The organism is Pandoraea thiooxydans, from assembly GCF_001931675.1.
GTDB classification, from domain to species: domain Bacteria; phylum Pseudomonadota; class Gammaproteobacteria; order Burkholderiales; family Burkholderiaceae; genus Pandoraea; species Pandoraea thiooxydans.
Window position 1 is genome coordinate 3,632,311 of sequence record NZ_CP014839.1, and the last position, 24,754, is coordinate 3,657,064.

Consider the following 24,754-nt stretch of genomic DNA (forward strand, 5'->3'; position numbering starts at 1 on the left):
GCAGGCCCCTTTGACAATGTCGCGTATCGGCGCCGATCAGACCGAGTGCGTCGCGTTTTGAATTGCGCTGCCCAGACGGGATGTGATTTCCTTACGATAGCGGTTCAGATCCTGCGCCGTCGAGAAACTGCGCTCGAACAGCAAAGACAGGTTGTGCAGAATCCGGTCGACGACCTTCTTCTCCCAGCCGTCGTCGAACTTGATCTGCTCGTCGAGCCAATGCTCGAGCCACGCCGGGTCGGGCAGCTTCGACTGCACCGTGTCGTTCGGGAACATTTCTTTGTTGACGTGCAGATTGGTCGGGTGCAGCGGCTTTTCCGTGCGGCGCGCCGAAGCCATCAGCACACCGATCTTGGCAAACGCCGAACGCGCCGTGTCGCCGAAGCGCGTCATCGCCTTCTTCATGTAGCGCAGATAGGCGCCGCCGTGACGGGCTTCATCGCGCGAAATGGTTTCATAGATGCATTTGATCACCGGCTCGGTGTGCCACTCGGCAGCGCGGCGATACCAGTGATTCAAGCGAATTTCACCGCAGAAATGCAGCATCAGGGTTTCCAGCGGCGGTGCCGGATCGAACGGGAAGCGCACCGCATGCAGCTCTTCCTCGGTCGGCATCAGATCCGGCCGGAAGCGGCGCAGGTATTCCATCAGCACCAGCGAATGCTTCTGCTCCTCGAAAAACCAGATGCTCATAAACGCCGAGAAATCGCTGTCGTCGTGATTGTCCCTCAGAAACATCTCGGTGGCCGGCAGAGCCGCCCATTCCGTGATGGCGTTCATCTTGATCGTGCGAGCCTGCTCGTCGGACAGCAGGGATGCGTCGAACTGGCTCCATGGAATATCCTTTTCCATGTTCCATCGCACGGCCTCCAGCGACCTGTATAGCTCCGGATACAACATTCCGTCCATTTCATTACCCCCAAGAAGAAGGCCCAAGCCTTCCACATCACCGATCTCAATTCTTAATGAAGTTTACGCAAATAGCAGTGTTTTGGATGTCGCACGCGACATCCGGGCGCTGCCATCCCGCGCCCCAATGAGAGTGAGTCGGTCAATCCACCTGCCCAACCTGCCCGCCAACACCGTCCCAAGCACGCGTCGATTGCCCACCTCCCGGGAACCATGGTAATCACCATGGAAATGATGCCTTGTCAAAGTCATTTGCCCGGACCACCCAAAAATCCGAGACAAACCGTTGAATAATAACATAAAATTCCCAATCAACCCGATTCGATTCGCACCTCGGGCGGCACGCTGGCCGCGGCTCACTGGCCGCTCATGGCTTGCCAAGTCGTGGCTGCTGCCTTAGCGTTGGCATTGACGAGTCCGCTCGCCTTCTTTTCGGCACAGAAACGCCCATGGAAATCGACCACACAGCGGCCGTGAATCGGCTGATTCGCTTCTTCGAAACGCTGACGCTGCAGAGTATCGCCAGTCTGGGTGAGTTTTATGTCAGTACCGCATATTTCAAGGATCCGTTCAACGAGGTGCGCAACGTGCAACAGATCGCCGGGATCTTCACGCACATGTTCACCCAGGTCGATGCCCCGCGCTTCGAGGTGACCGCCACCATCGTGCAGGGGCACCAGGTTTTTCTGGCGTGGAACTTTCATTTCCATTTGAGAAATCGGTCCCACGAAGCGTGGCAGATTCGCGGCGCCACACATCTGCGCCTGGCCGCCGACGGCCGTGTCGCTTACCATCGTGATTATTGGGATGCGGCCGAGGAACTCTACGAAAAACTGCCGGTGCTGGGTTTGCTGATGCGCTTCCTTCGCCGGCGCGCCAGCGCCGCAAGGTAAGCTCCGGCGCCGCCGTCAATCAGCGGCCATCGCCGGCGGCGGCATGCTGCCCGGAGCGCCCGACGCAATGGCCCTTGGCCCGCCGAGCCACAGCTCGACCTTATCGCGCTGCGCGAACGTGTCGGCCTCACCCAATGCGATCAATTCCCGGGTGTACTCCGACTCGAACAGCAAATAGCTGGCGAATGCCGCGCCCGGCGCATCGGCCGCACCCAATCCGCGCAGAATCGCGCGCACCGGCACTGGCAGGCATTTGATGTGGCGTGCCGCGATGGGCTCGATGCGCTGGCTGGGCGCGATCACCAGCACTTCCACCGGACGCCAGCCGCTGCCGCTCAAGTCAGCATCGGCAACGTAACGCAGCACGTTATTGATGTGGTTCAGACGCTCGACGTCGGCGCTCAGGCCATCGAGAAATACACTGGCAAGCGCCTGCCCGCCAATTTGCGCCAGGCTCGGATAGCCGGGCGCCGGCTCACCGCTGCTGTCCACACCGTATTGCGCATGGGCCGCGCCGATCACCAGGATCCGCGAGGCGCCAAGATGGATCGGCGGGCTCAGCGGCGCGATCTGGCGCATCGATCCGTCGCCGAAATATTCCCGATGCCCATCCAGCTCGAGCGGCACTGCCGGGAACAGAAAAGGGATGGCGCTGGAGGCCAGCAGGTGGTCCACGCCCAGCCGGACCTGGCGGGCAATCCGTTGCGTGCGCACCCACGGCTGGATCGGCTGGGCGCCCTGGTAAAAGGTGACATGCTGGCCGGACGAATAGCTCAGCGCCGTCACCGACAGCGCATGCAGTATCCCTGCGTTGAAGATACGCTCGAGGCGATCCAGATCCATCGCTCGATGCAGCAACACGGCCAGCGGCGAGCAATCGAACAACGAACGCGGAGCGCGGCGCAACGCCCAACCCAACGACAAGGCGGTCAACCAGCGCGAGCCGACCGCCATGATGCCCAGAGAGTCGGCGCGAAAAACCTGGTCGGCGTGAAAACCCTCCCACACCTGCACCAAATCGGCAATGCCCGCGTGGAAGTCATCCGCGCGGCAAGCCACCGCGGCGGCGTTGATGGCGCCGGCCGAGGTGCCGCAAATGACGGAAAAAGGCGACGCGCGCCGGGCGGGGGTGAGTTCGCGCATGATTTCGGCAATACCCTTGAGCACGCCGACTTGATATGCAGCTCGTGCCCCACCGCCCATCAGCACAACCGCCGTTCTTGGCGCCGCCATATTCGGTCTCGCTGCTACCGGCCGGCCCGGGTACCGGCCGTTCCTGCGAATCAGGCCGCGCCGGCTGGCTTGCGCGGCGACTTATCCGCTGTCTTCTTGCCGGCGCTCTTGGTCGTTGCCTTCGCGGCGGGCTTGGCCGCCGTCGAGGGACTCGATGCAGCCGACGCCGACTGCGCCGCGGCGGCGATCTGCTCGAACTGGTCACGCACCGCATTCCACCAGAGACTGGGGTCCAGCGCCGCATAGGCCGATGCCGCCTCCGCAAACGGCGACTGGCCGGACGTCGCGTCGCCGTCCGCGCGCGCCCCGCCCGGTTGCTCCGGCGCGGACGCCTCGGACTTGCCGTCCTGCGCCGGTGCGGCGTGCGCCTTGGGTTGCGCGCCCTGCGCGGCGGCCCCGAAGCTGGCACCGAACGAGCGCAGCGTGGCATAGGTCGCGCGCTGCACTTCGAATGCTTGAATGGTGGAGCGCAGCATATTGACGTTGAGCGTGAGCCACTGTTCGACCGCTCGCATCTCGGCGATGCGCTTTTCCAACTCCTCCGGGCTCAGTAGTGGCGCACTGTTCTCCATCAGTTGGGTCAAGGGTGCGGTAAACGCCGAGGGTGGCGTAAAGGCCTCCCACATTTTCTGAAGGATTTCGAAGCCGTTCGGCAATGCAGCGGATGCGTCGCTCATCGTTGTCTCCCGCAAGGACGTTATCGGATGGTACTCATTACATCATACGCCGCGAGGTTCAAAACGGCGCATCCGGCGCGAACCCGGGCGCGCGACGCTCGCGCAGCGAGGCAATGCCCTCCTTCACGTCGGGCCCGGAAAACCCCATGAATTCGAGCGCCAGCGACGTGTCGAACGTGGGACCGGCCGCGCGCAGCCAATTGTTGAGCGCGTATTTGGTCCAACGCATCGCACTTTGCGAGCCATGGGCGAGTTTACCGGCGACTTCGAATGCCTTGGGCAGCAACTCCGACTCGTCGACAGCAAGCGACACCAGCCCGATGCGCTCGGCCTCCTCGCCGCTGACCGGCTCGCACAGCAACAGGTAGTACTTGGCCTTGGCCATGCCGCACAGCAACGGCCAGACGATCGCCGCATGGTCGCCCGCCGCCACCCCCAGCCTGGTGTGGCCGTCGATGATGCGGGCATTCCTCGCGACAATCGAAATATCGGCCAGCAGCCCTGCCACCAGGCCTGCGCCGACGGCCGGCCCATGCATGGCCGAGACGATCGGCTTGCTGCAATTGATCACGTTGTAGACCAGATCACGCGCCTCGCGCCAAACGCGCGCGCGCACATCGAAATCGTTCGCCATCTCCTCGACCAATCCCAGGTCGCCACCGCCGGAAAATCCCTTCCCCTCGCCACGAATGACCACCACGCGGGTCTCGGGGTCCCGATCGATGTCACGCCAGACGTCGGCCAACTCACGATGCATTGCCTGATCGGCGGTCGCCAGGCCACTGCGGTTGGCGCCCGTCCCGTTCATGATCAACTCGAGTATCCCATCGGGGTGCCGCTTGAACTCCAGCGCGTGATAATCAGCGTAATCCATCCTTGACTCCATAAAAAATCCCCGCCGCAGCGGGGATATCCGACTCGGCGCAGCGGGCGCTTACTTCACCAGCACCCACTTGCCATGTTCGATCTCCACCATCACACGGGAGCGTTGGTCCAGCCCTTGGTGGTCGGTCTTGCTCATATTGACCACCCCGTTGCTCACGTGCAAGCCGTCGGTCGACTCGAGCGCATCGCGCAGCGCCTGACGGAACGCAACCGTGCCCGGTTTGGCGGTCTTCAGTGCCTGCGGAATGGCGTGCTGCAGCAGCAAGCCGGCGTCCCATGTGTACGAACCGAATTCCGATACGGAACCCGGGCCATATTTGCCATCGTACACTTTAGTGTAATGCAGGGCCGGCGCCTTGGCCGGGTTGTTGTCGGGCAATTGCGCGGCGACCACCACCGGACTCGCGGCCAGGTAAGTGCCATTGCAATCCGCGCCGCACACGCGCAGGAAGTCGTTATTGGCCACGCCATAGTTGTGATAGATCAGGCCCTTATAACCGCGCTCGACCAATGTGCGCGGCGGCAAGGCAGCCGGGGTGCCGGCCGCGCCCACCACCACCGCGCCCGGCTTGACCTCCAGGAGGTGCAGCACCTGGCCCAGCACGCTCGGGTCGGTCCGGTTGAATCGCTCGTTGGCGACGATCTTGATTTGATGCAGGGCGGCGAACTTGGCGATTGCATCGTAAAACGATTGGCCGAGCGCGTCGTTCTGGCCAATATAGGCAAGCGTCTTCACGCCATGATCGCTGGCGTGCTGGACAATTGCCGAAGCCATCTGCGTGTCGGTCTGCGGCGTCTTGAAGACCCAGGCCCGCTTGGCGTCCATCGGCTCGATGATGTGCGCCGACGAGGCCAGCGAAATCATCGGTGTCTTGCCCTCGGCCACCACGTCGATCATTGCCAGCGAGTTCGGCGTGATCGACGAGCCGATAATGGCATCCACATGATCGTCGTTGATCAATTTCTTGGTGTCTCGCACCGCGGCGGTCGTGTCCGAGGCGTCGTCGAGCACGATGTACTGCACCGGCTGGCCACCAATTTCATGCGGCAGCAAGGCGATCGTGTTGCGCGCCGGGATGCCCAGCGAGGCGGCCGGCCCGGTCATCGAAAGGACCGCGCCGATCTTGATCTGCGCAGCGGCGGTACCCGCCACGGTCAGCAACAGCGCGGCAGCCAGAGTATGCAACGAAGAAACACGCATTCAGGATCCCCTCAATATATAGTTTAGGAGTAAAAGAATAACTCAGTCACCGCCAGCCGGCATCAGGGTAGACCCGTACACGGCCGCCCGCACCGGCCGGCCCATCCACGGCGATTCACCTTCACATTTTCTTGTCCTAAATTCAGAAATTTCTGCATCTCCAGGTTGTTGTTTCTCCGCGGTTGGTCGCGGTAAATTTCCGGCGTCGGCGCGCTTCACACCACTTCCGCGCGAACGCCGAGATCGCCATTGATCCGGCATCCGAAACGTCTCGTGTATGCGCCACCAGGCACGTCAATGGTCACGCACGTCCGAGCATTCAACCGCCACGATAGACCTACCCCATGCATATGCGCAAACTGTTCGCCATTTGTCTGCTCGCCGCCACCTGCCTGGCCGGCGCAAACGCTGTCGCCGCGCCAACGGTCGACTTCACCGTGGCATTTCCCGACAAGGAGCCGACCTCACTCAAGAACGGCCGCAAAACCTACAAAGTGCGGGCCTACCGGGTCGCGCTCGATCCACAGCAGGTGCGCCGCGCAACCCACACGGTCAGCGACAGGGACATGGTGTGGGATTCCGGCGACCTGGTGCTCGGCACGTCGTCGGAAATCAAGCCCGTGACCTACCAAGGGCAAAAGGCCCTGCTGCTCGACACGGACAGCGGCGCCATCATCGTCGCCTATGATGAGAACAAGCCGAAGAATGCGCCGGCCAAGGTGCTGTTTCATCGCGAGCTGACCGGCGACGGAGCCGATTCCATGAACGTGCACAGCGCCGAAGTGCTGCCCGATGGCAACGTGGTCATCGCCGATTCGAACGGCTACCTGTACCTTCTGACCAAGCCGCGCGACGCACGCGACGTGCACCAGCCAATGGCGCGATCGAAATGGTACGACCTGGATTTCGCGCACGGCGTCGTGTGGGACCAGCGCAGCGAACGGCTTTACGCGCTAGGGCACGACAAGATTGCCGTGTTTGCCTACCGCGCAGGCACTACCCCCGAGGCATCGGCGCTGGTGTTGCAGACCACGTTCGACATTGGCCGCTACTATGAGCGCTGCCAACGCTATCCCGCGGTTTGCCCGGAAGACGGCAACTGGAAAGATGGCGGCCACGACCTGTATCCGGTGCCGGGCACGCGCAAGCTGTTCGTGACCACCGGGGAGCGCGTCTTCACGTTCGATCTCGATGCCAACCGGGCGGGCGCCGCCGCGGTGCTCGAGCCCTACACCCCGATGTTCGCCATCGACAGCACCGTGTCACGCGCGCTGGAGAAAAAGTCGCCCAAAACCGGCCGCAGCCGTGCCGAGGAATTGCGCGTGGTGCTCAGGAAGGGCGGCGTCAAGAGCATTTCCCAGATTCCCGGCAGCCAGATCGTGCTGGCCCAGGCGGCGCCCTGGTTCGCCAGCGGCAGCGAGCATAGCTACCACTACGACCGCAATACGCTGCTGGTGGCCACACGCGCGAGCGACCGGCCCGATGTCGACCTGAGCGACGCGCTCAAAATCCAGCTGCCGAAATCGACCTGGTTCTACAAGGCGCGTGTGCTCCATTGGGAAGCACCGGCGCAGGAATGACCCGGCCGGCATAGCGAACCTGCCTCAGGCAGCGGCCAGCGGCACCACCTCCTGGTCGATGGCGCCAAAAATCGACTTGCCGCCGGCATCGGTCATCTCGATGCGCACGGTGTCGTGAAATTTCATGAAGCCGGTTTGCGGCGCGCCATGCTCGATCGTCTCCAGCATGCGGCGCTCGGCGATGCAGGCACTGCCCTTGCTGCGATCGACATTGGAAATCGTCCCCGAGCCGACGATCGTGCCGGCACCGACGTTGCGCGTGCGGGCAATATGAGCCACCAGTTGCGCGAAATCGAACACCATGTCGGTGCCGCAATCCGGTGCGCCGAATTTCTTGCCGTTCCATTGCACCATCAGCGGCCGGTGCACCTTGGCGTCGCGCCAGGCGTCGCCCAATTCGTCGGGCGTTACCGCCACCGGCGAGAACGCCGTGGCCGGTTTGCTCTGGAAGAAACCGAACCCCTTGGCGAGTTCCGCCGGAATCAGATTGCGCAGACTCACGTCATTGACCAGCATCAACAGGCGAATGCCGGCCAACGCGCGCTCTCGACTCGCGCCCATCGGCACGTCGGCCGTCACCACCGCCACTTCCGCCTCGAAGTCGATACCGAAATCCTCCGACGCGCATACGATGTCATCGCATGGCCCCAGCAGATCGTCGCTGCCGCCCTGATACATCAGCGGGTCGGTCCAGAACTCCGGAGGCATCTCGGCGCCGCGTGCCTTGCGCACCAGCTCGACATGATTGACGTAAGCCGAGCCATCGGCCCACTGATAGGCGCGCGACAGCGGCGCCATGCACTCACGCGGATCGAAGGCGAAAGAATGCCGGCCGCGACCATGATTGAGGGCGTCATAGACCTCCTGGAGTTGCGGCGCGTAAAAATCCCAATCGTCGAGCACCCGCTGCAGGGTGGGTGCGATACCATCGGCGACTTGCGCGGTGGCGAGATCGCGGGAGACAACGATCAGCAAACCGTCGCGGGAACCATCTTTGAGCGTAGCGAGTTTCATCGTGAAATCAGAGCGGACCGAATTGGAGGCGAGGTTAGCACGCCGGCCAAAAATTATGATTAGTTAAATTTATTCTATAGTTGTGAATTACCTTCATGCTTGCCCAGGCGAGCCGACGTATATTTCATGAACAGTGTACCTAACGCCGAATCCGCCGATCTCGAACCGGAAGAAAAACTGCGCTCCGGCATTCAATCCATCGAAGTCGGCTTCAAGCTGATCGAGGTCCTCACGCATGCCACGCAGGCATTGATGCTGCGCGATCTGGCCCAGTTGGCCGGCATGAGCCCGGCCAAGGCCCATCGCTATCTGGTGAGTTTTCAGCGACTCGGCCTCGTCATTCAGGATCCGATCTCGGGCCGCTACGATCTGGGCCCGTTCTCGCTGCGCATGGGCCTGGCTTGCCTGTCGCGCGTGGACGCCTTCAAGCAGGCCCGGATCGCGCTGACCGATCTGCGCGACAGCATCGACCAGACCGTCGGCATCGCCGTCTGGGGCAATCATGGTCCGACCGTGGTGCACTGGATGGAGGCCTCGCACACGCTGCGCGTGAGCCTGCGTCTGGGCGACGTCATGCCGATGCTCACCTCGGCCACCGGCCGCCTGTTTGCCGCGTATTTGCCGCCTCGCCACACGGCCCCGCTGATCGAAGCCGAGCTCGCCGAGGTGCAGGGCACGCGGCTGCAGGGCATGCCGACTACCCGCCAGGCCTACGACGCGCTGCTCGACGACGTGCGCGCGCACGGGGCCGCGCGCGTCGAAGGCACGCTGCTGCCGTCCATCCACGCCTTCTGCATGCCGGTGCTCGACGCCACCGGCCAACTGGTGATGGGGCTCCTGGCGCTCGGCTCGGAGGCCCGTTTCGACAGCCGATGGGGCGGGCCGATAGACACCGCGCTGCGCACGCTGTCGCAACGCCTGTCGGCGGATATGGGGTACATTGAACCCTAAGCCGGTTCGCCGGCACCGTTGACCCCCAGGTTTTTCGAGCCGGGCACGCTCGCCCGGCGCCCCCCGCATGCCCAGCCGCGCTGCCCAGTCCGTCTCGTTTGCACCTGCCTTGCGCGCGCCGCGCAGGCCATGGCTGCGCTCACTGGCGGTACTCGCGTTCGTGGCCTTGCTGCACCTGCTGGGCGGCGTCTGGTTTGCGCGGCGCGAAGTCATGCCGCCCTCACCGAACGCGCCGCCGCTGCGCGTCACGCTGATACCCCTTGCGCCGGTAGGCGACGCGCCGATAAAAAAACCTCTCCCTCCTCGGGCGGCGCCGCGTCGTCACGCCAAATCGCCGGGGCATGCCGTGAAAGCCCCGCCCAGACCGCCCGCTCGCCCCGGCCCGACTCCGTCACCCTTGCCGCCCACTGCGACCGGAGAGCAGGCGGCGCTGGGCGGCATGCCGGCGGCAACGGCGCCACCATCAGCCGGGCCGCCGCAGTCACGCCAGGGCGGTGGCACCCCCTTCGCACCGCCGCCCTCGGCCGATCTCGAATACGACGCCTTCGTCAATGGCGTACGCAACCAGACCGGTATGATCCGCTGGCACAACGACGGCCGCCATTACTCGCTGCAAGTTGCCATACCGCTGCTGTTCGTCGGCACCTTCAGCTATACCAGCGAGGGCGGCTTCGACGCCTACGGCATCGCGCCCGCCCGGTATACCGAACAGCGCGGCAAGCATGCGCCGGCGGTCACCACCTTCGTGCGCGGCGCGCACCCCGAAATCACCTTCAGCAAGGTCGGCACCGTCCTGCCGCTGCCCGCCGGCGCACAGGACCGTTTCAGCATGGTGTTCGAGCTGGCGAGCCTGGCGCGCGGCGACCCCCGCCGTTACAGGCGCCCCGGTGCGACGCAGCCGTTCTATATCGCCGATACCGACAGCGGTGAAATCTGGCCGATCGAATACGTCGGCCCGCAGACAATGCCCGGTCCCGACGGGTATCTGGAGACCCGGCATTTCACCCGGCTGGCGCGCCGCGCCGGCGACCGCCGCAAAATCGACGTCTGGCTCGCGCCGGCCTTGGACTGGCTGCCCGTGCGGATCCGCCAGACCGAGCCCGACGGCACTGAATTCGACCTGGTGCTGCGCTGCGGTCCGGGCGCCGCCAATGGACCAGAACCAGGAACCGGCGCCCCGGTCTGGGAGTCAACGTTTAAACAGCCATGAACGTTAATTGAAATAACCACGTCACCACGGAGCGTTCTCAAGAAATCACGCCTGCAGGCCGTTAAATCATTCAAAGCGCCAGCACTCAGGGCCCTCTTGAATTCGTCCTTAAGAGCACCATTTACGTGCCGAGAATATTTTTGCAGGAATACCGGAGAGCCGTCATGCTGATGATCTACAACAGCCCTAATTACTGCGTCGTGGAGTTTGCCGCTCTGAGCGACAACCGCTCGCTTTCCGCGGGTGGCTACGAGATTGTCGACAAGCACGCGCGTCGAGAAATCTTCCTGGACGGCGAATTGGCCGCCCAATTTCGGCAAGAAGTACAGAAATTGATCGCCACCGAACCCTCGGAAGACGAAGTCGACGACTTTCTTGGCCAGTTCGACAGCCTGATGACACATCCCGTCATACTCCACTGACGTCTCGCTGGTTTACGGCCTACCACCAACCCCGCCGCCGGCGGGGTTTTTGTTTGCGCGGCGCTGGCTCAGCACTGCTCCCAGGGCAAACCCTCGCAGCGCCAGCCATTGGTCGCGTTGCGGTGATGGCGCGCATCGAGGTCGCCCTCGAAGCCGTGCAGCACACCATAGACGAGCGAAAAACCCTGCCGCTCGAGGGCCTCGCCGGCCGCCGCGCTACGGTTGCCGCTGCGGCAGATCAGGACGATCGGCCGGTCGGATCTGGCGCCCGCGAGCTTGCGCACCCCGACGATGAAATGCGGGTTGATCTCCCAATGCGGCCCGTCGTTCCAGGCCACGTGCGCGGCGCCGATCGGATGGCCGACGAACAGGTATTCCATCTCGCTGCGGCAATCGATAAACAGGGCATCGGCCCGCTGTTGAAGCAATTCGTGGGCGCGCGAGGGCGCGAGAAATTCCATTTGGCGTTCCGCTGGTCGAGGTGGCAGCCGAGAAAAAACCCTTCGCATCGTGCGCCCATCAGGGTAGCGCCCGATGCGTCAGGCGCAAAACCATTAGAATTATAGGTTTTAGCGCGGCCTGCGCCGACCGCTGCCCCCAAAACCGGCAAGCGGCCCGCCGGCGCCGCAGTGCCGTCAGGACTCTTAGCGATGAACCAAACCGTTTCCCTTCCCCGTGAGCACGCCCAGACCGAGCGCGGCTACACGCGCGGCCAGGCCCTGCCGGATCTGCTGCGCCAGCGCATCCTGATCCTGGATGGCGCGATGGGTACCATGATTCAGCGCTACAAGCTCGACGAAGCGCAATATCGCGGCGAGCGCTTTGCCGATTTCCCGCACGACGTGAAGGGCAATAACGAGTTGCTCTCGCTCACCCGGCCCGACGTGATCGGGGAGATTCATCGTCAATATCTGGCCGCCGGGGCCGACATCATCGAGACCAACACGTTCGGCGCGACCCGAATTGCGCAGGCCGATTACCACATGGAGCATCTCGCCGACGAGATGAACGTGGCATCGGCCCGTCTTGCGCGCGCCGCATGCGACGAATTCAGCACGCCCGACAAGCCGCGCTTTGCCGCCGGCGCCATCGGCCCGACCCCCAAAACCGCCAGCCTGAGCCCGGACGTGAACGACCCCGGGGCGCGCAACGTGACCTTCGACGCGCTGCGCGATGCCTACTACGAACAGGCCAAGGCCCTGCTCGAGGGCGGCGTCGACCTGTTCTTGGTAGAAACGATTTTCGACACGCTCAACGCCAAGGCGGCGCTGTTCGCGCTCGACCAACTGTTCGAAGACACTGGCGAGCGCTTGCCGATCATGATCTCGGGCACCGTCACCGACGCCTCGGGCCGCATCCTGTCCGGGCAGACCGTTGAAGCATTCTGGAATTCGCTGCGCCACGCCAAGCCGCTGACCTTCGGGCTGAACTGCGCGCTGGGCGCGGCCCTGATGCGCCCGTACATCGCCGAATTGGCCAAGCTGTGCGATTGCTACGTGTCGTGCTACCCGAACGCCGGCCTGCCCAACCCGATGAGCGACACCGGGTTCGACGAAACGCCGGACGTCACTTCCGGCCTGTTGCGCGAATTCGCCCAGGCGGGCCTGGTCAACATCGCCGGCGGATGCTGCGGCACCACGCCGGAGCACATCGCCGCGATCGCCCAGGCACTCAAACAGGTCAAGCCGCGCACGTGGCCCAACCAATATCGGGAAGCCTGAGCCCGTCAACCTTATTGCCGAACCGACACCATGCACACACCCATGCGCCTCTCCGGCCTCGAGCCGTTCCGTATCGACGACGACACACTCTTCGTGAACGTCGGCGAGCGCACCAACGTCACCGGCTCGAAGGCATTCGCGCGCATGATCCTCAATGGCCAGTTCGACGAGGCCCTGAGCGTGGCGCGCCAGCAGGTCGAGAACGGCGCGCAGGTGATCGACATCAACATGGACGAGGCGATGCTCGACTCCAAGGCGGCGATGGTCCGGTTTCTCAACCTGATCGCCTCCGAGCCGGACATCGCCCGCGTGCCGATCATGATCGACTCATCCAAGTGGGAGGTCATCGAGGCCGGGCTCAAATGCGTGCAGGGCAAGGCGATCGTCAATTCGATCTCGCTCAAGGAAGGGGCCGAAGCGTTCAAGCATCACGCCAAGCTGATTCGACGCTACGGCGCGGCGGCGGTGGTCATGGCCTTCGACGAACAGGGCCAGGCCGACACGTTCGAACGCAAAACCGGAATCTGCCGGCGCAGCTACGAGGTCCTGGTCAACGAAGTCGGTTTTCCGCCGGAAGACATCATTTTCGATCCCAATATTTTCGCCATCGCCACCGGCATCGAGGAACACAATAATTACGCCGTCGATTTCATCAACGCCACCCGCTGGATCAAACAGAACCTGCCCGGCGCGAAAGTCAGCGGCGGCGTCTCGAACGTGTCCTTTTCGTTCCGCGGCAACGACGTCGTACGTGAAGCGATCCATACGGTGTTTCTCTATCACGCGATCCAGGCCGGGATGGACATGGGCATCGTCAACGCCGGCCAACTCGGCGTCTACGAAGATCTCGACCCGGAATTGCGCACGCGGGTCGAAGACGTCGTGCTCAACCGCCGACCGGACGCCACCGAGCGCCTGCTGGAAATCGCCGATCAGTTCAAGGGCGGTGGCGCCAAGCGCGAGGACAATCTCGAGTGGCGCAACCAGCCGGTTGAAAAACGGCTGGCGCACGCGCTGGTGCACGGCATCACTCAGTTCATCATCGAAGACACCGAAGAAGTACGCCAGCAGATCGCGCAGGCTGGCGGGCGCCCGATCCAGGTCATCGAAGGGCCGCTGATGGACGGCATGAACATCGTCGGCGACCTGTTCGGCGCCGGCAAGATGTTTCTGCCGCAGGTGGTCAAGAGCGCGCGCGTGATGAAGCAGGCCGTCGCACACCTGATTCCGTTCATCGAGGAAGAGAAAGCCCGTACCGCGGCCGCCGGCGGCGATGTGCGCTCCAAGGGCAAGATCGTCATCGCCACCGTCAAGGGCGACGTGCACGACATCGGCAAGAACATCGTCTCGGTGGTGCTTCAGTGCAATAACTTCGAAGTCATCAATATGGGCGTGATGGTGCCTTGCAGCGAGATTCTCGCCAAGGCCAAGGTCGAGGGCGTCGATATCGTCGGCCTGTCCGGGCTGATTACGCCCAGCCTCGAGGAAATGGCCTACGTCGCCTCGGAAATGCAGCGCGACGACTATTTCCGCATCAAGAAGATCCCGCTGCTGATCGGCGGCGCCACCACGTCGCGAGTGCACACCGCGGTGAAAATCGCGCCGAATTACGAAGGCCCGGTCGTCTACGTGCCGGACGCCTCGCGCTCGGTCTCGGTGGCCTCCAACCTGCTGTCCGACGATGGCGCGGCCAAATACCTCGAAGAGGTTCGCGCCGATTACGAACGCATCCGCGTCCAGCATGCCAACAAGAAGGCACTGCCGATGGTCTCGCTGGCCACCGCGCGTGCCAACAAAGCGGCATTCGACTGGTCGGCCTATACACCGCCCAAGCCGAAATTCGTCGGCCGCCGGGTATTCAAAAACTACCCGTTGAACGAACTGGTCGACTATATCGACTGGGGTCCGTTCTTCCAGACCTGGGACCTGGCCGGGCCCTACCCTGCGATCCTCAACGATGAAATCGTCGGCGAATCGGCGCGGCGCGTATTCTCCGATGCCAAGAGCATGCTCAAGCGGCTGATTCTCGGGCGCTGGCTCACGGCCAACGGGGTGATCGCCCTGTTGCCGGCCAACACCGTCAACGACGACGACATCGAAATCTACACCGACGAATCCCGCACGCAGGTAGCGCTGACCTGGCATAACCTGCGCCAGCAAAGCGAGCGCCCGGTGGTCGACGGCGTGCGGCGGCCGAACCGTTGCCTGGCGGATTTCATCGCGCCGAAAGACAGCGGCGTGGCCGACTACATCGGCATGTTCGCCGTCACCGCCGGGATTGGCGTAGCCGAAAAGGAAGCCCAGTTCCTGGCCGATCACGACGACTACAGCGCGATCACGCTCAAGGCGCTGGCTGACCGGCTCGCCGAAGCCTTTGCCGAGCGCATGCACCAGCGTGTGCGGCAGGAATTCTGGGGCTATGCCAACGACGAGCAATTGAGCAACGAGCAACTCATTGGCGAAGCGTATCGCGGCATCCGGCCGGCGCCCGGCTACCCGGCCTGCCCGGAACACTCGGTCAAGCGCGCGATGTTCGACACCCTGCACTGCGACGAGATCGGCATGAGCGTCACCGAATCGCTGGCCATGCTGCCCGCGGCCAGCGTCTCCGGCTTTTATCTCTCGCACCCGGACAGCACCTACTTCAGCGTCGGTAAAATCCAGCAGGATCAGGTCGAGAGTTTCATCCAGCGCACCGGCTTCGACACCAACGCCGCGCGCCGCCTGCTCGCCCCACTGCTGTAACGAGACGCTTCGGCGCCGCCGCCGAAGCGTCTCACAACCTCCCCCCACCGCGTGACGCGATGCTTCGCGTCTGTTTCGCGCGCGTCATTGGTTTCCCATGGCGCCGCGCCAGCTTCGCCTGAATTTTGGAGCCGCACGCCGATGAATGCGCTGGACAACTTCCACCTCCTCCCTTTGCTCAACACGCTCCTGATTCTGTCGGTAGCCTTCGTCCTGGGCGGCGTCATCGGCTTTGAGCGGCAGTATCGCCAGCGCACCGCCGGGCTGCGCACCAATGTCCTGGTGGCCGTCGCCGCGGCCGCGTTTGTCGATCTGAGCATGCGCCTGATGCCTGGCGACACGCGTGTGATCGCCTACGTGGTATCCGGCGTCGGGTTTCTCGGCGCCGGAGCGATCATGAAGGAAGGCGCATCGATCCGCGGGCTCAACACGGCCGCGACGCTGTGGGGGTCGGCCGCCGTTGGCGCCTGCGCCGGCTCGGGGCTGCTCGCCGAGGCGGTGCTGACGGCTCTTTTTGTGCTGGCAGCCAACACGCTGTTGCGCCCGATGGTCAACCGTATCAACCGCGCGCCGATCAACGAGAGTGCTGCCGAGGCCACCTATGCGTTGTCGGTGGTCTGCACGCGCGACGTGCAACGCGACGTGCTGGCCCAGGTCGAACAGTGGCTCGAGCGCGCCAGCTATCCAGTGCGCGAGCTCGACATCCAGCCGTTTGGCGACGACGACATCGAAATCGAGGCCCAGTTGCTGCCGACCTCCGTGCAAAGCGACGAGCTGGACCGCCTGTGCGACCAGTTGAAGCAATTGAGCGGTGTCAGCCAGGTGTTCTGGAGCAGCCGTTCGGACGACTAATCTATCGCCCGGCGACGCAGATGCGGCGCTGGATCATTACAAATGATTACAACTCCTTACAGCATGGGCGGAGGAGCATTTTTATACTGAAGGCTCACTTTCCAAAGTGATAATCCGCCAGGCACGCAGGACCGCTTGCCGGACACAACCTCGAAAGGAGTGTTTCATGAAAAAATTGACGTTGACGCTTGCAGCAGTCTCACTGGCCGCCGCTTCGGCCCTGAGTTTCGCTCAAACCCAAACCGAGGGCGCCATGGCCAAGGGCCACGCGACCGAGCATGCCAAAACCAAAAAGCACAGCAAACATAGCAAGCTCAAGAAGAAAGAAGGCGAGGGCATGATGCGCGGCGGTACCGCCGGCCAAGGCAGCATGGGCACCTCGGCCATGCCGGCCGCGCCAGCTACGCCGGCTACCCCCGCCACCCCTGCCAAGCCGCAGTGACAGCGCCAGCCGCGCAGCGACGCGGTTTAGGGCCTGCCTGACCCCACAGACGGGAAACGCCACATGGGCAAGGCGTTTCCCGTTTCAACGAAGCGCGGCGCGACTCGTTCACCGAACACGCCTTGAATGAACAAAGCCTCCTGCACGCAGGAGGCTTTGTTCATTTGGGCCGATGCGGGCCGACGCTCGCTTGAGCCCGTCACGCGAGCACGCAGCGACCGCTCAGACGCCCCACATCACGTCGGCATTTTCCTTCCTGGCTTCACGCAGCATGTCGAGCAACGGATAAGCGCGCTGCGACAATCCCAGCAGCTCTTCTTCGTCCCGCTCCTCCGGGTCGGTGTGTTCCGCCTTCATTGCTTCGATGTGCTGTTTATCCTGCGCCATCGCCGCCTCGAGTTTGGCAATTGCCACGTCCATCTCGGTATGCGAGATCACACCGCGTTCCCCCAGCTTCTTGTCGATCAGGCCCAACAGGAAGCGGGCCAGATCGGTCTGCATGATCAGCGCGGGGGCCGCGGTCGACTTGAAAGTAATCAACATATTGCACCTACCTTTCTGCTCTTATGATTGAATCCAGGCGTGGGCCCTTGCGTTACGGCCTCTTGTCCATCATACACCTGTTAAAATTCATCACTCTCGAAAATGTCTCCTACATCCGGAAAATTCCGGATACTCCGGACTCTCCGCTATGTTGCCAGCACAGAAAAACACCATCGCCGTCCTCCTGGCCGATGCCGTCGCGCCATTCGTCGAAGCCGGCGCGAACTTGCCGCCCATCGTCCTCGAGCGGCCCAAAGCCGCTGCCCATGGCGATCTCGCCTGCAATATCGCGCTGCAACTGGCCAAGCCGCTCAAGGCCAACCCGCGCGACCTGGCGCAGCGCATTGCCGCCGCTGTCCAGGCAGATCCCCGTGCCGCCGGCCTGATCGAGCAGACGGAAATTGCCGGGCCCGGCTTCATCAACCTGCGGCTGAGCCCCGCGGCAAAGCAAGCGGTCGCACGTGAGATCGTCACGCAGGGCAACGCGTTTGGCTGCCAACCGCTCGATAAAACCAAACACGTCCTATTGGAATTTGTTTCCGCCAACCCGACCGGCCCACTGCACGTCGGTCATGGCCGCCAGGCTGCTCTGGGCGATGCGCTGGCCAACCTGCTCGCCACTCAAGGGTGGGAAGTCTACCGCGAGTTTTACTATAACGACGCCGGCGTGCAGATCAATACGCTGGCCATCTCGGTCCAGGCGCGCGCCAAAGGGCTCAAGCCGGGCGACGCGGACTGGCCGGAGGCCGCCTACAACGGCGACTATATTGCCGACATCGCGCGCGACTACCTGAATCGCCAGACCGTTCAGGCGGCAGACAACGCTCCCGTGACCGGCGCCGGGGAGCTCGACGATCTCGAGGCGATCCGCAAATTCGCCGTGGCCTATCTGCGTCACGAGCAGGACATCGACCTGCAAACCTTCGGGGTTCGTTTCGATCGCTACTACCTCGAATCGTCACTTTATACCGAGGGCCGCGTCGAGCAAACGGTGCAGGCATTGATTGCCGCGGGCAAGACCTACGAGCAGGACGGTGCGCTGTGGCTCAGAACCACCGACTATGGCGACGACAAGGATCGCGTCATGCGTAAATCCGACGGCACGTACACCTACTTCGTGCCCGACGTGGCCTACCACGTCAGCAAATGGCAGCGCGGCTTTACCAAGGTCATCAATATCCAGGGCTCCGACCATCACGGCACCATCGCCCGTGTGAGGGCCGGCCTGCAAGGCCTGGGCATCGGCATTCCGGCCGACTATCCCGATTACGTCCTGCACAAGATGGTCACGGTGATGAAGGGCGGACAGGAGGTCAAGATCTCCAAGCGCGCCGGCAGCTACGTGACGGTGCGCGACCTGATCGAATGGTCGGGCGGCCTCACCGAAGGCAGTGCGCGCGAGAACCTGAGCGACGCGGCGCGCGAGGACGCCCTGCGGCGCGGACGCGATGCCGTGCGCTTTTTCCTGATCTCCCGCAAGGCCGATACCGAGTTCGTCTTCGACGTCGATCTGGCGCTCAAGCAAAACGACGAGAATCCGGTGTACTACGTGCAATACGCGCATGCGCGCATCTGCTCGGTGCTGACGCAGTGGGGGGGCGACCCCGCCACGCTCGATACGACCGATCTCGGCCCGCTGCGCGGCGACCACGCATTGGCGCTGCTCCAGCAGCTTGCCGAATACCCGGACGCGCTCACCCGTGCGGCCGAGGAGCTCGCGCCGCATGCGGTTGCGTTCTACCTGCGCGACCTGGCCGGCTCGTTCCACTCGTTCTACAATGCCGAGCGCGTGCTGGTCGACGACGAACCCCTGAAGCTGGCCCGACTGGCCTTGCTCAAAGCCACGCGCCAGGTGTTGCGCAACGGCCTGGCGGTGCTCGGCGTATCGGCACCCGAGCAAATGTGAAGACGCGCGCGACGACGGCCCGATCGCCTCGCGCGCGCTTTGCAGCGGCGACGTTCGCCGGCTGGTTATAATCGAACGTCCTGTCCGATTGAACCCCTGTAAGTACGGAAACGATTCCATGTCCAACAAACGTCGACCGGCCCGCCAGTGGGGCGGCACCTTCCTCGGTATCGTCCTCGGCCTGATCGTCGGGCTTGCGATAGCGGTCGTGGTTGCGCTCTACATCACCAAGGCGCCAACGCCCTTCGTCGAAAAGACGCCGCCGCAGCCCAGCAATTTGCCGGCGACGCAATCGCCCAATCCGAACCAGGCGCTGCAGAATCAGGCGGGGCTGCCGAACGGCTCGCAGAACATCCAGGTGCCGCTCATGCCATCCGCACCGCAGGCCGTGGCGATCCCGAACCAGGCATCGGCTGCCGCGCCGAGCCAACCCTCCCCGGCCGACATCCTGAATGGCACGACCGGCACGCAGAGCGCAGCGCAGCCGCAAGCCGGCATGCAGGCCGCCGCCTCGCAACCGGCCGCGACACCGGCGCCGGCGACCGCGGCCGGCAACAGCAAGGTCGGCTACTACCTGCAGGTCGGCGCATACAAATCGAGCTCCGACGCCGAACAGCAACGCGCACAATTGGCGCTGCAGGGCCTGGAAGCCAAAGTGACCTCGCGCAACGCCAATGGCCTGACGCTCTATCGGGTACGCCTGGGACCCTACAGCAAGCTCGATGAAATGAACCAGGTCCGGCAGCGGCTTGCCAGCGCGGGGGTCGAGACCGCCGTGATCCGCTTCACCAAACAGTAAGTCGCATTGAACCCGCCCGGGCGGCGTCTGTCTGATGGAAAGCTTTCCGCTGCAGCCGCCCACGGGCACCATGCGACGATCGCCGGGCGTGGGACGTGCGCGGCGATCCCGGGTTTTTATCGCTTAACCAAACACGCATATGAAAAAAATCCTAGGCTCCCTATTCGCAGCGCTTGGCCTGGCACTCGCGCTTCAGGCCCACGCATCGCCGACCGACCCCAAAGCGGGTGTCGATTACCAGGTGCTTCAACCGGCCCAGCCGGTGAATGTGCCCGCGGGCAAGATCGAAGTCACCGAGTTCTTCTGGTATGGCTGCCCGCACTGCGCCGCCTTCGACCCCAAACTGGAAGCCTGGATCAAGAAGCAAAACAAGGACGTCGTCTTCGACCGCGTGCCGGTCGCCTTTCGCAAGGAATTCGAACCGCACCAACGGCTCTACTACGCGCTGGTCACGCTCGGGCGCGAACGCGAGATGACGCCCAAAATCTTCCACGAAATTCAGGTCAACAAAGATTACCTGCTCACCTCGACAACGCAGGCCGACTTTCTCGCCAAGCAGGGGATCGACCGCAAAGCCTTCCTGAATGCCTATAACGCATTCTCGATGGGCAGCCAGGTCGCGCGCGCCGACCAGATGATCCAGGCGTACAAGATCGACGGCGTGCCGACCATCGCGATCCAGGGCAAATACATCGTGTCGCCGTCGATCACCGATGCCGCCATGCAGAAGGCGGGCAATCCGCCCAAGACCGAGCAGGACATCTTCACCGCGACACTGCAAACGGTCGATGCCATCGTTGCACAGATCCGCGACAAGAAACTCTAAATCTTCAAGCCGCCCGCCAATCCCGGCGCGGCGGCAATGCTCCATTCGAGGCCGTTCGCCATGCCGCCTGCCTCTGCCGCGCTCAGGATTTTCATCACCGGCGCCTCAAGCGGCATCGGGCTTGCGCTGGCCCGCCACTACGCGGCCGAGGGCGCCATTCTTGGATTGGTGGGCCGCAACTCGGAGCGCCTGCAGGCGCTCGCCCAGAGCCTGCCACACCCGCACGCCGTTCAATGTTACGCGCTTGACGTGCGCGATGCCGCCGCGCTGCAAGCGGCCGCGCAGGACTTCATTACCCGCTTCGGGTGTCCCGACATCGTGATCGCCAGCGCCGGCATCAGCGCCGGCGTTCATACCGCCGACGCTGCCGACCTGCCCGGCTTCCAGGCAATCATGCAGACCAATTGGCTGGCCATGGTCGCCACGTTCCAGCCGTTCGTCGACCTGATGAGCGAGCGGCGCAGCGGCACGCTGGTCGGCGTCGCCAGCGTAGCCGGCGTGCGGGGCCTGCCGGGCCACGGCGCCTATAGCGCGTCCAAGGCCGCCGTGATCGCCTATCTCGAGAGCCTGCGCGTCGAGCTTCGCGCGCACCGGGTGGGTGTCGTGACACTCGTGCCGGGCTATATCCGCACCCCGATGACCGACGGCAACCCCTTCCCGATGCCATTCCTGATGGACGTGGACCGATTCGCCCGCAAGGCAGCCGGCGCGATCGCGCGGCGCAAGCGCTTTGCCGTCTATCCGTGGCAAATGCGCGTGGTCGCCGCGCTGCTCGCCGGCGTGCCGCGCTGGCTCTACGACCGGCTGGCCAGCCGCGCTCCGCGCAAGCCGCGCGCGGCGAATCAAGCAGAGCATCGCCCTTCGAATCATGGCCAGTGACGTCGAACCCGCGATGTTGATCGACGCGGCCGGGCACGCGCATGCGCCGGCCGGTCCGGACGCGCGCATCGTCAGCCTGGTGCCAAGCATCACCGAACTGCTGTGCGATCTCGATCTCGCGCCGCAACTGGTAGGCCGCACGGGCTTTTGCATTCACCCGCATCACATTGTGCACAGCGTCACCAAGGTCGGCGGCACCAAGGCCGTCAAGCTCGACACGCTGCGCGCGCTGGCGCCCTCGCACGTCATTGTCAACGTCGACGAAAACGAAAAGCCAACGGTCGAGCAGATCGCCGGGTTCGTGCCGCATATCGTCGTCACGCATCCGTGCGAGCCGGCCGATAATCTTGCGCTATATCGCTTGCTGGGCGGGATCTTCGACCGGCAGCGCCAGGCCGAGGCGCTGTGCGGCGCGCTGACGGCGCGGCTGGCGAGTCTGCAGGCGCAGCGCTTCCCGCCGCGCCGCGTGCTTTATCTGATCTGGAAAGATCCGTGGATGACCGTGGCGCCCGACACCTACATCGCCGGCATGCTGCGCCAAATCGGCTGGCAAACACTGCCGGTCATGCCGGCCACGCGGTATCCGGCCTTCTCCCTCGACGCATCATGGCTGCGCGACGTCGATCTGGTGCTGCTCTCGAGCGAGCCTTACCGCTTCCAGGCGGATCACGCCGTAGCGTTGCGCAACGAGCCGGCCCTGGCCGGCAAGCCGGTACACCTGATCGACGGAGAAATGGTGTCGTGGTACGGCAGCCGAGCGATTGCCGGACTCGACTACCTGCAAGCGTTCGCCCGGCGCGTCGCGGCGGACGGCCCCGACAGCGGCAGCGCGTAACTTCGGCTCACGCCTGGCGCGGCGCGAAGCGCCACACCCCGTCGTCGCCCCGCTCGCGCGCCAGTTCGCCGTCGAGCCACAGTGCATGCAGATGCGCCAGCGCCTCGCCCAGGGCGAAAGTCATTTGATGCATATCGAGCGGGCGGCGAAACATCACCGGTACGATATCGGCGGCGCTGCACGGCTTGGCCGCGCAGGCTTCGCGCACCTCCGCCAGACGGGCCGCATGATGATCGCGCAATTGTCCCAGGCGGGTATGCAAGCCCTGAAACGGCTTGCCATGCGAGGGCAGTACCAGGCAGTCGGCCGGCAGCGGCTCGAAGGTTTGCAGCGAATCGAGAAACAGCCGCAGCGCGTTGCCCTCGGGCTCGATATCGAACACGCTGACATTGGTCGAGATGCGCGGCAGCACCATATCGCCGGAAATCAGCACGTTGAGATCTTCGCAGTACAGCGATGCATGCTCCGGCGAGTGGCCGAAGCCGGTGATCACCCGCCAGCCGTGCCCGCCGATCGTCAGCACGTCGGCTTCGCGAATGCGGCGATACTGCCCAGGCACCGAAGGCACCAGATTCGAGTAATAATTCTTGCGCTCGCGAATCTTCTGCAGCGTCGCTTCGTCGGTCAGCCCGTTCGCCTTGAAGTGGCGCGCCGCGAATTCACCCCCGGCATTCGAGCCGTGCGAATCGCCCGACGACATCACGCGGCCCCACGCGTATTCACCCAGGGTCATCCACAGGCGAGCCTGCCAGCGACGCTGCTCGCCACCCTCGCACAGCCAGTGCGCCAGACCCAGATGGTCCGGATGGCAATGCGTGACAATCACGCGCAGCACCGGCAGTCCGCCGAGCGCGTCGGCGAAAATCTCCTCCCAGCAGGCCTTGATTTGCTCGTGCGTGATGCCGCAGTCAACCACCGTCCAGCCCTCGCGCCCGTCGATTCGATCGCGCAGCAGCCACAGGTTGATATGATCCAGCGCGAACGGCAACGGCATGCGCGCCCACATCACCCCGGGGGCCACCTGCTGGACCTTGCCGCCCGGCGGCAGGGTGTCTCCCATCGGGTAGTTCAACTGCTGCTCCAGAGCATTCACGGGGCGAGATCTCCTTATAAATAAAAATGCGGTCGTCGCGATTGCGATTGCGCGGGGCTGCGCTTGACGATAACGTAAACGGCAATTCTATCTGCAAAAGTAAGTGACTGCTTAACAGGAACCCCATGTCCACCTACACCATCACCGACCTCGCGCGTGAGTTCGACATCACGCCCCGGGCGATCCGCTTCTACGAGGACCAGGGCCTGCTGACACCGGCGCGCGAGGGCCCGGGCGGGCGTCACCGCGTCTATACCACGGGCGACCGCACGCGTCTGAAGCTGACGCTGCGCGGCAAACGCCTCGGCCTGACGCTCTCGGAAATCCGCGACATTCTCAGCCTGTATGAGTCGCCCAAGGATACCGTGCCACAGATCAGGCTGTTTCTCACTACCTTGGCGAAGCATCGGCGCGTGCTCGAACAGCAACTCGAAGACCTGCGCGTCACGCTCGACGAAATCGCCCAGCACGAGGCGCAATGCCAGGCCCTGCTCCAGGCCGCCGGCGCCGAGGCGGCACCGGCGCGTACTGGCCGCGCGAAATCGCCGGCCAAGGAGCGCGCCTGAGGTCCGCCTTCAGGGTGACGCCGGGGCAATCCCTACTTTACGTTTACGTAAACGTAAAGTAGGATAGGCGACATTCGTGACCATGCCCACCGAGGGGCGCCCATGTCAGCCAACGAACTCAGCCCGGCCCAGTACGACAAAATTCACGCCAGTTTCGCCTCCCAAGGCGTCATGACCGCTTGGGACGCCCGCATGACGGCCCTGCGTGCGGGCTTCTGCGAACTCACCCTGCCCTTTTCCGAGCGCGTCGCGCAACAGCACGGCTTCTTTCACGGCGGCGTGATCGGCGCGCTGGCCGATTCGGCCGCCGGCTATGCCGGCTATACTGCGCTTGACCCCGAGGGCGAGCTGGTGACCGCCGAATACAAGCTCAACATCCTCGCGCCCGGTCTTGGCGATACACTGATCGGACGCGGCAAGATCGTAAAAAGCGGGCGCACATTGATCGTCACCACGGCGGAAGTCTTCGTCCGCCGGGACGGCCAGGAAACCCTGTGCGCCCTGATGCAGCAGACCTTGTTCGCGCTGCCGTCCACGCCCAAGCGGGCGTAACGCGCGGCTGCCACGCCATT

Annotated in this window: 25 protein-coding genes; 16 read left to right on the top strand and 9 right to left on the bottom strand. The window is 63.7% G+C overall.

Annotated features, from left to right (window positions below; genetic code table 11):
* Window positions 1-36: 36 nt before the first annotated feature.
* Window positions 37-909 (bottom strand): ferritin family protein, encoded by an 873-nt coding sequence (locus PATSB16_RS16675; protein ID WP_047215181.1) that lies wholly within the window; start codon window positions 907-909, stop codon window positions 37-39.
* Window positions 910-1,358: 449 nt separating this feature from the next.
* On the opposite strand from PATSB16_RS16675, the gene PATSB16_RS16680 reads away from it, so the two are divergent.
* The gene (locus PATSB16_RS16680; RefSeq protein WP_047215182.1) at window positions 1,359-1,802 is read left to right on the top strand and encodes a nuclear transport factor 2 family protein; all 444 of its coding nucleotides are present in this window, start codon (window positions 1,359-1,361) and stop codon (window positions 1,800-1,802) included.
* A gap of 15 nt (window positions 1,803-1,817) precedes the next feature.
* Here the strand turns inward: PATSB16_RS16680 and PATSB16_RS16685 are convergent, their stop codons facing one another.
* The 4 genes from PATSB16_RS16685 to PATSB16_RS16700 are packed head-to-tail and all read right to left on the bottom strand — an operon-like array spanning window position 1,818 to window position 5,798.
* Window positions 1,818-3,035: a patatin-like phospholipase family protein gene (locus PATSB16_RS16685; protein ID WP_047215183.1), complete on the bottom strand. Its 1,218-nt coding sequence runs from the start codon at window positions 3,033-3,035 to the stop codon at window positions 1,818-1,820.
* Window positions 3,036-3,085: 50 nt separating this feature from the next.
* Window positions 3,086-3,712: a PhaM family polyhydroxyalkanoate granule multifunctional regulatory protein gene (locus PATSB16_RS16690; protein ID WP_047215184.1), complete on the bottom strand. Its 627-nt coding sequence runs from the start codon at window positions 3,710-3,712 to the stop codon at window positions 3,086-3,088.
* A gap of 58 nt (window positions 3,713-3,770) precedes the next feature.
* On the bottom strand, window positions 3,771-4,586 hold the full coding sequence (locus PATSB16_RS16695) for an enoyl-CoA hydratase/isomerase family protein (protein WP_237170248.1): 816 nt from the start codon (window positions 4,584-4,586) through the stop codon (window positions 3,771-3,773).
* Between the two features lie 60 nt (window positions 4,587-4,646).
* Window positions 4,647-5,798 carry an ABC transporter substrate-binding protein gene (locus tag PATSB16_RS16700; protein ID WP_047215186.1) on the bottom strand — a complete coding sequence of 384 codons (1,152 nt, stop codon included), beginning with the start codon at window positions 5,796-5,798 and terminating at the stop codon, window positions 4,647-4,649.
* Between the two features lie 344 nt (window positions 5,799-6,142).
* Here PATSB16_RS16700 and PATSB16_RS16705 point away from each other — a divergent pair, with 344 nt between their 5' ends.
* Window positions 6,143-7,378 carry a DUF6528 family protein gene (locus PATSB16_RS16705; RefSeq protein ID WP_047215187.1) on the top strand — a complete coding sequence of 412 codons (1,236 nt, stop codon included), beginning with the start codon at window positions 6,143-6,145 and terminating at the stop codon, window positions 7,376-7,378.
* A gap of 24 nt (window positions 7,379-7,402) precedes the next feature.
* Here PATSB16_RS16705 and PATSB16_RS16710 read toward each other — a convergent pair whose 3' ends face one another.
* Complete coding sequence (locus tag PATSB16_RS16710) at window positions 7,403-8,392, bottom strand: fumarylacetoacetate hydrolase family protein (RefSeq protein WP_047215188.1); 990 nt, start codon at window positions 8,390-8,392, stop codon at window positions 7,403-7,405.
* 126 nt (window positions 8,393-8,518) lie between these two features.
* On the opposite strand from PATSB16_RS16710, the gene PATSB16_RS16715 reads away from it, so the two are divergent.
* The 3 genes from PATSB16_RS16715 (at window position 8,519) to PATSB16_RS16725 (ending at window position 10,975) form a co-directional block, all read left to right on the top strand.
* Complete coding sequence (locus PATSB16_RS16715) at window positions 8,519-9,343, top strand: IclR family transcriptional regulator (RefSeq protein WP_047215189.1); 825 nt, start codon at window positions 8,519-8,521, stop codon at window positions 9,341-9,343.
* 67 nt (window positions 9,344-9,410) lie between these two features.
* The gene (locus PATSB16_RS16720) at window positions 9,411-10,553 is read left to right on the top strand and encodes a DUF3108 domain-containing protein (protein WP_052892727.1); all 1,143 of its coding nucleotides are present in this window, start codon (window positions 9,411-9,413) and stop codon (window positions 10,551-10,553) included.
* A gap of 164 nt (window positions 10,554-10,717) precedes the next feature.
* Window positions 10,718-10,975, top strand: a complete 258-nt coding sequence (locus tag PATSB16_RS16725) for a BTH_I0359 family protein (protein ID WP_047215190.1) — start codon at window positions 10,718-10,720, stop codon at window positions 10,973-10,975.
* A 68-nt stretch (window positions 10,976-11,043) separates the two neighbouring features.
* Here PATSB16_RS16725 and PATSB16_RS16730 read toward each other — a convergent pair whose 3' ends face one another.
* Entirely contained in the window at window positions 11,044-11,436 is a 393-nt protein-coding gene (locus PATSB16_RS16730) for a rhodanese-like domain-containing protein (RefSeq protein WP_047215191.1), read from the bottom strand.
* A 189-nt stretch (window positions 11,437-11,625) separates the two neighbouring features.
* Between PATSB16_RS16730 and PATSB16_RS16735 the strand changes: the two genes are divergently transcribed.
* From PATSB16_RS16735 to PATSB16_RS16750, 4 genes are all read left to right on the top strand, one after another.
* Entirely contained in the window at window positions 11,626-12,696 is a 1,071-nt protein-coding gene (locus PATSB16_RS16735; RefSeq protein WP_047215192.1) for a homocysteine S-methyltransferase family protein, read from the top strand.
* 30 nt (window positions 12,697-12,726) lie between these two features.
* Window positions 12,727-15,441: a methionine synthase gene (metH, locus tag PATSB16_RS16740; RefSeq protein ID WP_169834627.1), complete on the top strand. Its 2,715-nt coding sequence runs from the start codon at window positions 12,727-12,729 to the stop codon at window positions 15,439-15,441.
* 141 nt (window positions 15,442-15,582) lie between these two features.
* Window positions 15,583-16,293: an MgtC/SapB family protein gene (locus tag PATSB16_RS16745; protein WP_047215194.1), complete on the top strand. Its 711-nt coding sequence runs from the start codon at window positions 15,583-15,585 to the stop codon at window positions 16,291-16,293.
* A gap of 166 nt (window positions 16,294-16,459) precedes the next feature.
* Window positions 16,460-16,735 (top strand): hypothetical protein, encoded by a 276-nt coding sequence (locus tag PATSB16_RS16750; protein ID WP_047215195.1) that lies wholly within the window; start codon window positions 16,460-16,462, stop codon window positions 16,733-16,735.
* A 222-nt stretch (window positions 16,736-16,957) separates the two neighbouring features.
* Here the strand turns inward: PATSB16_RS16750 and PATSB16_RS16755 are convergent, their stop codons facing one another.
* Window positions 16,958-17,278, bottom strand: a complete 321-nt coding sequence (locus PATSB16_RS16755; RefSeq protein ID WP_047215196.1) for a DUF1840 domain-containing protein — start codon at window positions 17,276-17,278, stop codon at window positions 16,958-16,960.
* Between the two features lie 148 nt (window positions 17,279-17,426).
* Between PATSB16_RS16755 and argS the strand changes: the two genes are divergently transcribed.
* The 5 genes from argS to PATSB16_RS16780 all read left to right on the top strand — a co-directional run bounded on the left by argS (window position 17,427) and on the right by PATSB16_RS16780 (window position 22,523).
* Window positions 17,427-19,184, top strand: coding sequence for an arginine--tRNA ligase (gene argS / locus PATSB16_RS16760; RefSeq protein ID WP_047215197.1), 1,758 nt, complete (start codon window positions 17,427-17,429; stop codon window positions 19,182-19,184).
* A 118-nt stretch (window positions 19,185-19,302) separates the two neighbouring features.
* Window positions 19,303-19,983 carry an SPOR domain-containing protein gene (locus PATSB16_RS16765; RefSeq protein ID WP_047215198.1) on the top strand — a complete coding sequence of 227 codons (681 nt, stop codon included), beginning with the start codon at window positions 19,303-19,305 and terminating at the stop codon, window positions 19,981-19,983.
* Window positions 19,984-20,122: 139 nt separating this feature from the next.
* A complete protein-coding gene (locus PATSB16_RS16770; protein ID WP_047215199.1) occupies window positions 20,123-20,809 on the top strand; it encodes a thiol:disulfide interchange protein DsbA/DsbL in 687 nt (228 codons plus the stop codon).
* A gap of 60 nt (window positions 20,810-20,869) precedes the next feature.
* Window positions 20,870-21,688 carry an SDR family oxidoreductase gene (locus PATSB16_RS16775; protein ID WP_047216681.1) on the top strand — a complete coding sequence of 273 codons (819 nt, stop codon included), beginning with the start codon at window positions 20,870-20,872 and terminating at the stop codon, window positions 21,686-21,688.
* Window positions 21,678-22,523 (top strand): helical backbone metal receptor, encoded by an 846-nt coding sequence (locus PATSB16_RS16780; protein WP_047215200.1) that lies wholly within the window; start codon window positions 21,678-21,680, stop codon window positions 22,521-22,523. The genes PATSB16_RS16775 and PATSB16_RS16780 overlap by 11 nt, the downstream gene beginning before the upstream one ends.
* A 7-nt stretch (window positions 22,524-22,530) precedes the next feature.
* Here PATSB16_RS16780 and PATSB16_RS16785 read toward each other — a convergent pair whose 3' ends face one another.
* On the bottom strand, window positions 22,531-23,616 hold the full coding sequence (locus tag PATSB16_RS16785) for an MBL fold metallo-hydrolase (RefSeq protein WP_047215201.1): 1,086 nt from the start codon (window positions 23,614-23,616) through the stop codon (window positions 22,531-22,533).
* 125 nt (window positions 23,617-23,741) lie between these two features.
* Here PATSB16_RS16785 and PATSB16_RS16790 point away from each other — a divergent pair, with 125 nt between their 5' ends.
* Window positions 23,742-24,182, top strand: a complete 441-nt coding sequence (locus tag PATSB16_RS16790; protein WP_047215202.1) for a MerR family transcriptional regulator — start codon at window positions 23,742-23,744, stop codon at window positions 24,180-24,182.
* A gap of 102 nt (window positions 24,183-24,284) precedes the next feature.
* The gene (locus tag PATSB16_RS16795; RefSeq protein ID WP_047215203.1) at window positions 24,285-24,734 is read left to right on the top strand and encodes a PaaI family thioesterase; all 450 of its coding nucleotides are present in this window, start codon (window positions 24,285-24,287) and stop codon (window positions 24,732-24,734) included.
* Window positions 24,735-24,754 lie beyond the last annotated feature (20 nt).